The sequence below is a fragment of the Pantoea sp. B65 genome (assembly GCF_047308185.1).
Taxonomy (GTDB): Bacteria; Pseudomonadota; Gammaproteobacteria; order Enterobacterales; family Enterobacteriaceae; genus Erwinia.
The window spans coordinates 38,768-49,492 of record NZ_JAHXPU010000007.1 but is presented as its reverse complement, the minus strand read 5'-3'; the positions used below and the strand labels follow the sequence as shown (position 1 = coordinate 49,492).

Here is a 10,725-nt window from a genome sequence, read left to right as displayed (position 1 = left end):
TTCAGCGAACGGTGCATCCGCTCATGCCGTCCGTTCTGCTCCGGGTGACCTTTCCTGATGCGCTCCGGCAGGATACCCAGCTTTATCAGCCACACGCTGAGCTGGCTCAGTCCGGCGATGCCTGAACCGGCGAAAGGCGCCCCGTTATCCGTACGCAGTACTTCCGGCAGCCCGCACTCCCTGAAGACCTTTTCCAGACAGGCGCGAACGAACACCGTACTTTCCGCCTGGCCAGCCTCGCATGCCAGCAGGTAGCGGCTGTGGTTGTCGGTCAGGGTAAAGGGACGGCAGTAGCTGCGGTCCAGTAGCCGGAAGCGGCCCTTGAAGTCAGCGCTCCAGACCTGATTAACGTGACGGATATCGGTCAGCTTCTGCACGTTGCCCGGTGTGCGTCTGCGCTTTTTACGGTCAGGTATTAAGCCTTCGCGTTTGAGGAGGTCACCGACAGTGCTGCCGGCCGGGACATCAAAGTTTACGTTGTGGTTCAGGAGCCACTGACGGATTTTACTGGCCCCCCAGTCCTGATGAGTGAGCCTGAGGTCGATGAGCTGCCGGGCGACATCGGGTGGGATGCGGTGCGGCTGCGTAAGACGTGCACGGGAACGGTCAGCCAGAGACAGGGGGTCATCGTGCTGAAAACGGTTAAGCCACTTGTATCCGGTTTTACGGCTGATGCCGAACTGGCGGCAAAGGGAAGCAAAAGAATGAGTGCCTGCATGGCAGGCACGGATGAATTCGAGGCGTTGCATGATAACAGTCTCAGTCCAGGGCATAGTGAGTCTCCTCCGCTATGCCAGTTATAACTGTTACCCATGTGCCCGGTCTAAAGTGTTACCCATGTGACCGGTTTGTACCTAAATGCCGCCCGTATCAATGGTTTGCACTGCTGCCACCTTCGGGACGGGAGCCATGGGACGCAAACTATGTAGCTACCGCTTGACGTTCAAGACGGTAGCTACAGGGGGGAGGCAGATAAGCGTAGGGGGCGGAATTCACCGCTAAACCGGCTAATTATTGATAAATTTTTCCAGAAACTGACGGGTGCGTGCATGCTGTGGATCGGCAAAGAGCGCTTTTGCCGGCCCCTGCTCAACAATACGACCGTGATCCATAAATATCGCGCGGTCGGCAACATCGCGGGCAAAACTCATCTCATGAGTGACAATCACCATGGTACGCCGCTCCTGCGCCAGGGCGCGAATGGTGTTCAGCACCTCGCCCACCAGCTCAGGATCCAACGCCGAAGTGGGTTCATCAAACAGAATCACCTCAGGCCGCATGGCTAACGCACGGGCAATGGCCACGCGTTGCTGCTGCCCACCCGACAAACGTCGCGGATAGCTCTGCTCTTTACCCTGCAAACCCACTTTTTCCAGCAGCTGACGCGCACGCGCCACCGCTTCAGCCTTATTCTCCCCCTTAACGATAACCGGCCCTTCAATAATATTTTCCAGTACCGAGCGATGAGGAAACAGATTAAAACTCTGGAAGACAAAGCCGACCTGCTGACGCAACTGGCGCACTTTCTCTTTCTGCCGGTTAAGGGAAACCGCCGCATCAATCAGAATATTACCCACCTTAATAGTGCCGCTATCCGGCACCTCCAGCAGATTGATGCTACGTAGCAAGGTGGTTTTCCCCGATCCGCTGGGGCCGATAATCGCCACCACTTCACCGGAACTGACCTGCAGATCGATGCCATGCAACACCGTCTGGCCGTTAAACTGCTTCACCAGTTTACTGACTTCGATGGCGCTCATTTTGACTCCCGATCCTGACGATTAACATGGTTTTCCAGTTGGTTTTGCAGCGCCGACAGCAGCGTCGCCATCACCCAATAAATCAGCGAGGCCGCAAGATACATGGTAAAGACTTCCAGCGTACGCGAGGTAATTAACTGCGCCTGGCGAAACAGTTCCGGCACCTGAATCGTTGCCGCCAGCGAGGTATCTTTCACCAGACTGATAAAACTGTTGCCGAGCGGCGGTAATGCGGTCCGCGCCGCCTGCGGCAGGATCACCCGCCGTAGCGTCTGCCAGGGCGTCATGCCGATACTGGCGGCGGCTTCCCACTGACCACGCTCAATGGCCGCAATGGCGCCGCGTAATGATTCCGAAGCATAGGCGGCGGTATTCAGCGACAGGCCAATCATCGCCGAAGGAATCGGATCCAGTTCAATACCAAACTGCGGCAGACCGTAGTAGATCATAAACAGCTGGGCGATCAGCGGCGTACCGCGGAAAATCGAGACGTAAAAGCGGGCCAGCCAGCTTACCGGCCAGAAGGGAGACAGGCGCATTAACGCCAGAATAAAACCGAGCACCAGGCCAAAAAACATGCCGCCGATACTCAGTTGCAGCGTAAAGACGGCACCTTTCAATAAAAAAGGTGCTGAATCCAGCACCAGTTGAATGCTCTCTTGCATTATTTAGTGACGTCCGCGCCAAACCATTTCGCCGACAGCTTAGCGAGCGTTCCGTCTTTTTGCATATCCGCAATCGCGCCATCAATGGCTTTCACCAAATCGTCATTACCTTTACGGATCGCCACACCGGCTTCCTGGCGGGAGAATGCCGGCCCCGCGACAGCGAGGGTATCACCGGTTTTCTTCACCAGATCCAGCGCGGCCAGGCGATCAACCAGGATGGCATCAATACGACCGACGCGCAGATCCTGATATTTGGTCGGATCATCATCATAGGTACGAATATCCGCCTGTTTGACATTTTCACGCAGCCACTGCTCGTAATTCGAACCAAGGCCAACGCCGACTTTCTTGCCATTCAGGTCTTCCGGCTTAGTGATACTGGCCGCGTTCTGTTTTTTGGTCAGCGCCTGAATACCGGAAATAGTATAAGGCGTAGAGAAGTCATATTTCTTTTTGCGCTCGTCGGAGATGGTCACCTGATTGATCACCACATCAATACGTTTTGAGTCCAGCGATGCCAGCATTCCGTCCCATTTGGTCGGTTTCAGACTGGCTTTAACCCCCAGATGCTGTGCCAGCGCATTCGCGAAGTCGACCTCAAAACCGGCCAGCTTGCCGCTTTCGTCCTGGAAACTGAATGGCGGATAAGTGCCTTCCAGACCGACCAGCAACGAACCGCGCTGTTTCACTTTATTCAGTAAATTCTCAGCGGCAAAGGTCTGGGCATTAAAGCCGGCCACCAGTGCAACTGCCATCACCCCCATCACCAGCTGGCGACGTAGCAGAGAAAATTTCATATCAACCCCTTTAATTATTAATGTAACCGCCCGGATTATAGACTCTTTTTCGTAACGGATTTAGACCGAAGGATGATAAGCAAATAACGCCGGTGCTCCACCGGTATGCACAAAGACGATCGGTCCTTCACGACGGAAGCGCTGCTGCGCAATCCCGTCAATCAGCCCCGCCATCGCTTTGCCGGTGTAGACCGGATCCAGCATAATCCCTTCCAGACGCGCCAGCAGCTTCACCGCCTCCATCCCCTCTTCATTTGGCATACCGTACTGCGGAGCGTAGTAGTCATCCCATAGCGTAATCGCCGCCGTGGCGTTAATCTCCAGCGATTGCGCCAGTGACTGTTGCAGGCGCGCGACTTTTGGCAACTGATCGATAATCTTGCGCGATACCGTAACGCCAATCAGTTCGGTATCCGGTAGCAGCTGCTCCAACCCAACCGCCAGTCCGGCATGGGTACCGGCGCTGCCGGAGGCCACCACCACCGCCGCAATATCAATTACGCCTTCACTCTGGTGGACAATCTCCTGGGCGCACTCGACATAGCCAAGCGCACCAAGCGCATTGGAGCCACCGATCGGGATCACATAAGGACGGAAGCCCTGCGCTTCCAGCCGCGTCGCCTGCTCTTCCAGCTGGCGGTCTGGCGCATCCAGCGCATCGACCATCACCACTTCGCAGTCCAGCAATGACAGCAGCAGTCGGTTACCATTACTCAGGTAGTTTTCGGCGGCGGTCGCGATCGGATTTTCCAGTAGCGCGACGCATTTCAGGCCCAGTTTAGCGGCAACGGCGGCGGTCTGACGCACATGGTTCGACTGGATGGCGCCGGCGGTGACCAGCACATCGGCCCCCTGGCGCAACGCATCAGCGGCGAGAAATTCAAGTTTTCTCAGTTTATTGCCGCCAAACGCCAGCGGCGTGACATCATCACGCTTGATAAAAATATCGCGGCCAAGGTAGTCAGAAAAACGCGGAAGGTGCTCTAACGGCGTAGGGGCACCAATAAATTCGAGACGGGGAAATTGCATCAAATGGTGTAAGGACAACGTAGCCTCCGCAGAAACTGTTTTCAGTTATCCTTACAGTTTTGCAGAAGATGACCATTTGGTCATCTTCCATTTAATAAGAGTGCTAATTACGTTGCCAGCCAAGGAACTGATCGTACTTGCGCAGCGCGATGCGGTAGTTATCATGACCCGCATCCGGCAGGTCGTTTTCCAGGCATTCACGCCAGCTATTGCCCCGCAGTTTATCTGCCGGGAAATTACGCGCCGACAACATATCGTCGAGGCGGCGCAGGCGCACCACGTACTCGCGAATGGTGCTATGACTCATTTCGGTCTGCTCAAACAGATACTGTTTGAACGCCATGATGTCGAAATAATTAGGATGGGTATTGCAAAAAATATCACTACAAAAGCGACACAGCGCTGTAAGCTCATTTTGCAATTTAAACCAGACTTGATCATCAATCAGCTGGTCCATCCGGGCAATGGCCTCTTTATTTATTATCTGGCCACGAAAAACTAATGCCATTCTGTCTAAAACTTTACCGCAATGGGAACAGTGGCTCTGACTATGTTTATAGTCTTTCAAATATCGGCTTAATGGCCTTGTTTTTGTTTTGGATCCCATTAGTGAGTCCCCGGTTAGTTTTCTGAAAGCGAGAACTGACAATGTCAGCGCGCTCCCGTTAACCGGGCGCGCAGGCGTTTAATCGCCTGACTGTGCAGCTGGCTGACCCGGGATTCCCCGACCTCCAATACCGCGCCAATCTCTTTCAAGTTCAGTTCTTCCTGGTAATACAGTGTCAGCACCATCTTTTCGCGATCCGGCAAAGCCTCAATCGCTTCGATGACACGTTCACGCAGATTCCCTTCCATCAACTGATGCAGTGGGTTAGCTTCTTCATGCCCCTCTGTCACCAATTCCGCGCTGTCGCCGTGTTCCTCACGATATTCGTCGTAGGAAAAAAGCTGGCTATTGTTGGTATCCAGCAGTATCTGTCGATACTCTTCCAGCGATAAGTTCAGTTGCTCCGCAACCTCCTGCTCGGTAGCCGATCGCCCTAAGGATTGCTCGACCTGATGCATCGCACCGGCCACTTCGCGAGCGTTACGACGCACGCTACGAGGAGCCCAGTCACGGCTGCGCAGTTCATCCAGCATTGCTCCCCGGATTCGTTGCACCGCATAGGTGGTAAAGGCTGTCCCCTGTAGCGCATCAAAGCGCTCCACGGCATTTAACAGACCAATACCTCCTGCTTGTAGCAGATCGTCCAATTCGACGCTGGCTGGCAGCCGCACCTGCAGGCGCAATGCTTCATGGCGCACTAACGGTACGTATCGCTGCCACAGCGAATGTTTATCCATCACGCCTTCGGCGGTATATAAATCGTTCACTATGACTACCCTGCGTTAATTAAGTTATCGGCATGATTATCCGATTCTGTAGGGATATTGATTGGCGGAATAAGGATAAAAAAGGCGGTTTATTTAAGATTTGTCCGATCCAGCGATCGTCGCGGGATCCGCAAACCAGGGCGGGGATCCCGCCCTGTGGAGAAGTATTTCCTAACGCAGAAGATCGAGCCTGGCGCGCGTGGCTGCTGGCACCGCGTCCCAGAGCGCACAGACTTTACCGTCTATTTCACGCCAGAACTGACTCAGTATTTCATCCTGCTGCATCGCCTGACGAAATCGTACCGTACCGCGGGTGGCGTCAATGCTAATCATCCGGCTGGCAAACAGGCGTTGCAAATCACTACGCAGGTAGAGGCCGTTATCGACACTATTATCGATGAGAAATCCCTCTTCATTTTCACGCGTATCAATATGACAAACCTCCAGCCATGGATAAGGCATATGCGGGGTGAGCAAGGTGCCGGTGATCACACAGGCGCCATAGCGTGCCTTTACCGCGCTGGTAAACTCTGCCTGAACCGCATGCTGCCACACTTTGACTTTCACCCGCCGCCCGACCTGAGTACCGGCAATCACCGCCGCTGGCGGCGTCAGCAACGGCGTCGTCAGCACCACGATAAACTGCACCCGCCGTGAATGGTTAAAACAAGGATGCAATTGTGGATTAAACAACTGCCAGTACTCCTCTTCCCCCTCCTGCCGCATCAACGACAGCTTATAGCCGCGGCTGGCCAGCAGGTTCTGCGTATCGGCGGAAGTGGGATCGAGCATGGCCCAAACCTGGCTTTCCCCCATCACTTTCCAGCGATTATCTTTACCGCCCGCCTCCCCACGACGTAAATAAAGGAAAGATTGTTGCTGCTTCAGATAGTGTTCAAAGCGGCGGAGATAGTTTTTACGTTCATTATCGCCAGCGACAAAGAGCAGATCCTCCAGCGGGCCGTTGGACTCCTGATGGGCAAATACCGCACGAATCACCAGATGGCGATTCACTGTCGACGGACTCAGCAATCCGCGCGCCGTCAGCTCTTTTTCTTCGGGGTAGCGCTGCGCATAACGCAGCGCAATCTCCTCAAAGCTCAACAGCTGCCCAGGTAACAAGTCATAATTGAAGCGCATAAGGACACTCCAGAGATAAAAAAACCCCGCCAAAGCGGCGGGGTTTGAATGTTTTAACTGGCTTGTGAAACCGATTAGCCCTGCAGCAGAGACAGAACCTGCTGTGGAACCTGGTTAGCTTTCGCCAACACAGAGTTACCCGCCTGCTGAATAATCTGTGCTTTAGACAGGTTAGAAACTTCCACCGCGTAGTCAGCATCCTGAATACGAGACTGCGCTTCAGACAGGTTAGTGGTGGTGTTGTTCAGGTTGGTGATTGCAGAATCCAGACGGTTCTGCACCGCACCCAGGCTTGAACGGAAGGTATCAACTTCAGCAATCGCTTCGTCCAGCAGTGCCAGTGGATCAGCAGTTGCCGCACCTTCGAATTCAGCCGTGGCAGAAGCACCGCTCAGTTCAACCGTTACAGTTTCAGAGGTGGTGGTAGCGCCGCCGTTGACCAGACCGCCGGTAACAGCATAGTTTTTACCATCAACTGTAGTGTAAGCAGTGTTAACACCCGCTTCAGTTGTTGCAACTTTCAGCAGTGCGCCAGTCTGAGTGGCGGCAGCAACGCCGTTGTCATCATCATCGTAGGTTACATCTACGGTGTTCAGAGTCACGTCGCCAGTGGTATCGTCAACAGACGCGGCATAGTATTCACTACCGTATTTCACCACATAGTTAGCGGTTGCGGCACCAGTACTGTCCTGCAGGTTGTGCAGACTCAGGCTGTCAGAGCTAACGGTAGTACCGGTTGCAGTAGACAGAGTGGTGGCAACAGCAGACAGGTCTACTGCAGCAGGTGCGGCAGAACCGTCGCCAATTTCGCTCAGGGAATCGCCAACCTTAACTGCGTTACCGCCAACAGAGAAGCCGCCCAGACCCAGAGTGGTTGAGTCAATTTTCTTCAGGTCGATAGAGATGGTTTCACCATCGTTTGCGCCAACCTGGATTTTCATGCTACCGTTTTCTGCCAGTACGTTCACGCCGTTGAACTGAGTCTGACCAGATACGCGGTCAATTTCAGACAGACGTGAAGTGATTTCATCTTGGATTGAAGTCAGGTCGGAATCGGAGTTAGTGCCGTTCTGAGCCTGTACGGTCAGTTCACGGATACGTTGTAAGTTGTTGTTGATTTCTGACAGCGCGCCTTCAGTAGTCTGTGCTGCAGAGATACCGTCGTTAGCGTTACGAGACGCCTGAGTCAGGCCGCTGATGTTAGAAGTGAAACGGTTGGCAATAGCCTGACCAGCTGCGTCATCTTTTGCGCTGTTGATGCGCAGACCAGATGACAGACGCTCGATAGAAGTAGACAGAGCAGACTGGTTCTTGTTGATGTTGTTCTGAGTGATCAGCGAGAGGCTGTTGGTATTAATGACTTGTGCCATGATTAATTTTCCTGTAATTCAAGTCTATCGGTTAAGGTGTGGGCTTCAACCCGCCGGCTTCAGCGCCGTCAAAGTTGTTATCGTCTACCTCTCAGCAACCTTTAGAATTTTTTTATTATCCCACCATTTTTTTTACCGTTAGAAATACCCTTCTCTATTACCGTTATTCGCTTTATTAACGCCGCATAAATAATCGTAAACTTCACACATCAATTGCCGATAACCCACGTTATGCATTCTTACCGTGACAAATTAAGGAAACCATCATGGCTAGTATATCTACCCTGGGTATCGGATCCGGACTGGATCTAACAACTATTCTTGACAGTCTGGAAACAGCAGAAAAGATCCCACTCACTCTGATTTCCGACCAGCAAACGTCGTACACAGCAAAACTCAGTGCCTACGGTACTCTGAAAAGCGCCCTGGAAAAATTTCAGACTGCCACGGATACACTAGCCAGCGCGGATACTTTTTCCGCAGCAACCGCAACCAGTAGCTCAAGTGCATTTAGCGCAACAACGGGGTCTGATGCCGTCGCCGGGAAATACACCATTAGTGTGTCAACGCTGGCCACCGCACAAACCCTGACGTCAGCCAGCAAAACCGATAAAACCACCGCCATTGCCAGCTCGGCCAGCACCATTACCATTCAACAGGATAATGGCGATGACGCGGTAACCATCGATCTGACGGCGGCGAATTCGTCATTAACCGGTATCCGTGATGCTATCAACGCAGCCGATGCCGGCGTAACCGCCAGTATTATTCAGGTATCCAGCGGCAGCTACGTATTGTCGGTCACTTCCGACGATACCGGCGTTGATAACGCCATGAGCATTAGCGTCAGTGGCGACAGTACACTACAGAGTTTCCTCGGTTATGACGCCAGCGCCAGTAGCAATGGTATGACCGAAAGCGTTGAAGCGGTGAATGCCGAGTTAACCGTAAACAATGTGGCAATTGAAAGCAGCAGTAATTCTCTCACCGAAGTGATCCAGGGAATTACGCTTGAGCTGTCTGATGTTACCAGTGGTAACCAGACGCTGACCGTCACCAAAGACACCTCCGAAGCGTTAGATGCCATCACCGAATGGGTTGATGCCTATAACACTCTGCAGGACAGCTTTTCCAGCCTGACGAAATATACTGCTGTCGATGCTGGTACTGATGAACAGGATAGCAGCAATGGCGCACTGCTTGGTGACAGTACCCTGCGTACCATTCAGACCCAGTTAAAAAGTTTGCTAACCAACGCCTCCAGCTCATCAACATTTAAGAGCCTGTCGCAAATTGGTATCACTACCGATACCGGCACCGGCCAGTTGGAACTGGATTCTGATGCCCTTGAAGAAGCTCTGGCAAGCGACGCGGACGGCATTAAAGAGATGATTATTGGTGATGGCAGCACTACAGGTATTGCTACCACCATGTCTACCCGCCTGACCGGCTGGTTAGCCGACGACGGCATTTTGCAGGCAGCAACCGATGGCGTGAGTTCTACGTTGAATGATTTAACCGATCAGTACAACGCAATGAGCACCCGTATCGACAATATTGTGGCGCGCTACAAAGCACAATTTACCCAGTTGGACGTACTGATTAGTCAGTTAAACACCACCAGTGATTATCTAACTCAGCAGTTCAGCAGTTCAGACAGCAGTTCGAGCAGCAGTTAGTGATAAAGAGAGGATATAATGTATAGCGCAAATGGCACCAAAGCCTACGCAAAAATAGGCGTAGAAAGCGCAGTAATGAGCGCCAACCCAAGTCAGCTGATGACACTGCTTTTTGATGGGGCGCTTAGCGCCCTGGTCCGCGCCCGTCTGTTTTTGCTGGACGGTAATATTGTCGGCAAAGGTGAATCGCTGTCGAAAGCGATTAACATTATCGAGAATGGTTTACGCGTCGGCCTGGATGAAACCAGCGGTGATGAGCTTACTGAGAACTTAGCTTCACTTTATACTTATATGGTACATCGCTTACTGCAGGCTAACCTGCGGAACGATGCCGATGCTATTCAGGAAGTTGAAACGTTATTACGTAATATCGCCGATGCCTGGAAAGAAGTCTCAGGTTCCACAGAACTGGTTCAGGACGCCGTTTAAATGGATATTGCACCGCACTTGCTCGAAATCTATCAACAATTATTGCGTATCAGCCAGTCAATGTTAAATCTGGCATCCGAAGGCAAATGGGACGCCTTAATTGAAATGGAAGTTCATTATCTCAGTGTGGTTGAAAAGCTGGCGCAGAGTACCGAAAAAACGCCGATCAGTGCTCACGCGCTGGAGCAGTTGCGCCCGGTATTGCGTCATATTCTGGATAATGAAGCCGAAGTTAAAAGCCTGCTTCAGGCGCGCATGGATGAACTTTCACAACTTATTACGCAATCCACACGCCAGAAATCAGTTAATTCAGCTTACGGCAAACTTTTCGGGAATGTGCTGTATCCTAATGATCCTGGCTAAAAAACATTATTTTCCTTGCCTCATCCTGACAAACGCTATACAGCGGGCCGACAGTAAAAATAATTCTGTTACGGCCCGCGCTTTTCTCCCCGCTTACTCCATACTTGATTTTCAGT

At 52.4% G+C, this 10,725-nt stretch carries 12 protein-coding genes; 3 read left to right on the top strand and 9 right to left on the bottom strand.

The window, feature by feature from the left end; genetic code table 11:
* From JWF83_RS00400 to JWF83_RS00360, 9 genes are all read right to left on the bottom strand, one after another.
* The coding region (locus JWF83_RS00400) for a DDE-type integrase/transposase/recombinase (RefSeq protein WP_413647923.1) at window positions 1-773 on the bottom strand (773 nt) is incomplete at its 3' end.
* 234 nt (window positions 774-1,007) lie between these two features.
* Complete coding sequence (tcyN, locus tag JWF83_RS00395) at window positions 1,008-1,760, bottom strand: L-cystine ABC transporter ATP-binding protein TcyN (protein ID WP_413647922.1); 753 nt, start codon at window positions 1,758-1,760, stop codon at window positions 1,008-1,010.
* Window positions 1,757-2,425 (bottom strand): cystine ABC transporter permease, encoded by a 669-nt coding sequence (tcyL, locus tag JWF83_RS00390; protein WP_413647921.1) that lies wholly within the window; start codon window positions 2,423-2,425, stop codon window positions 1,757-1,759. The genes tcyN and tcyL overlap by 4 nt, the downstream gene beginning before the upstream one ends.
* Entirely contained in the window at window positions 2,425-3,225 is an 801-nt protein-coding gene (gene tcyJ / locus JWF83_RS00385; RefSeq protein WP_413647920.1) for a cystine ABC transporter substrate-binding protein, read from the bottom strand. Before tcyJ ends, tcyL begins: the two co-directional genes overlap by 1 nt.
* A gap of 60 nt (window positions 3,226-3,285) precedes the next feature.
* On the bottom strand, window positions 3,286-4,272 hold the full coding sequence (locus JWF83_RS00380; protein WP_413647919.1) for a D-cysteine desulfhydrase: 987 nt from the start codon (window positions 4,270-4,272) through the stop codon (window positions 3,286-3,288).
* Between the two features lie 85 nt (window positions 4,273-4,357).
* Window positions 4,358-4,861 (bottom strand): flagella biosynthesis regulatory protein FliZ, encoded by a 504-nt coding sequence (gene fliZ, locus JWF83_RS00375; protein ID WP_413647927.1) that lies wholly within the window; start codon window positions 4,859-4,861, stop codon window positions 4,358-4,360.
* A gap of 44 nt (window positions 4,862-4,905) precedes the next feature.
* On the bottom strand, window positions 4,906-5,628 hold the full coding sequence (locus JWF83_RS00370; RefSeq protein WP_413647918.1) for an RNA polymerase sigma factor FliA: 723 nt from the start codon (window positions 5,626-5,628) through the stop codon (window positions 4,906-4,908).
* 171 nt (window positions 5,629-5,799) lie between these two features.
* Window positions 5,800-6,768, bottom strand: a complete 969-nt coding sequence (locus JWF83_RS00365) for an HNH endonuclease signature motif containing protein (RefSeq protein ID WP_413647917.1) — start codon at window positions 6,766-6,768, stop codon at window positions 5,800-5,802.
* 74 nt (window positions 6,769-6,842) lie between these two features.
* The gene (locus JWF83_RS00360; RefSeq protein ID WP_413647916.1) at window positions 6,843-8,138 is read right to left on the bottom strand and encodes a FliC/FljB family flagellin; all 1,296 of its coding nucleotides are present in this window, start codon (window positions 8,136-8,138) and stop codon (window positions 6,843-6,845) included.
* Between the two features lie 266 nt (window positions 8,139-8,404).
* Here JWF83_RS00360 and fliD point away from each other — a divergent pair, with 266 nt between their 5' ends.
* Genes fliD through fliT form a run of 3 tightly spaced genes read left to right on the top strand, consistent with a single transcriptional unit; the run spans window position 8,405 to window position 10,609 of the window.
* Entirely contained in the window at window positions 8,405-9,817 is a 1,413-nt protein-coding gene (fliD, locus tag JWF83_RS00355; protein WP_413647915.1) for a flagellar filament capping protein FliD, read from the top strand.
* An 18-nt stretch (window positions 9,818-9,835) separates the two neighbouring features.
* A complete protein-coding gene (gene fliS / locus JWF83_RS00350; protein ID WP_413647914.1) occupies window positions 9,836-10,246 on the top strand; it encodes a flagellar export chaperone FliS in 411 nt (136 codons plus the stop codon).
* The gene (gene fliT / locus JWF83_RS00345; RefSeq protein ID WP_413647913.1) at window positions 10,247-10,609 is read left to right on the top strand and encodes a flagella biosynthesis regulatory protein FliT; all 363 of its coding nucleotides are present in this window, start codon (window positions 10,247-10,249) and stop codon (window positions 10,607-10,609) included. It begins immediately after the preceding gene.
* Window positions 10,610-10,725 lie beyond the last annotated feature (116 nt).

Bases quoted from the DNA above. Each gene is read 5' to 3' on its own strand.
- tcyJ (WP_413647920.1), bottom strand. From the start codon at position 3,225: ATGAAATTTTCTCTGCTACGTCGCCAGCTGGTGATGGGGGTGATGGCA.
- tcyL (WP_413647921.1), bottom strand. From the start codon at position 2,425: ATGCAAGAGAGCATTCAACTGGTGCTGGATTCAGCACCTTTTTTATTG.
- tcyN (WP_413647922.1), bottom strand. From the start codon at position 1,760: ATGAGCGCCATCGAAGTCAGTAAACTGGTGAAGCAGTTTAACGGCCAG.
- JWF83_RS00365 (WP_413647917.1), bottom strand. From the start codon at position 6,768: ATGCGCTTCAATTATGACTTGTTACCTGGGCAGCTGTTGAGCTTTGAG.
- fliT (WP_413647913.1), top strand. From the start codon at position 10,247: ATGGATATTGCACCGCACTTGCTCGAAATCTATCAACAATTATTGCGT.
- fliD (WP_413647915.1), top strand. From the start codon at position 8,405: ATGGCTAGTATATCTACCCTGGGTATCGGATCCGGACTGGATCTAACA.
- fliS (WP_413647914.1), top strand. From the start codon at position 9,836: ATGTATAGCGCAAATGGCACCAAAGCCTACGCAAAAATAGGCGTAGAA.
- JWF83_RS00360 (WP_413647916.1), bottom strand. From the start codon at position 8,138: ATGGCACAAGTCATTAATACCAACAGCCTCTCGCTGATCACTCAGAAC.
- fliZ (WP_413647927.1), bottom strand. From the start codon at position 4,861: ATGGGATCCAAAACAAAAACAAGGCCATTAAGCCGATATTTGAAAGAC.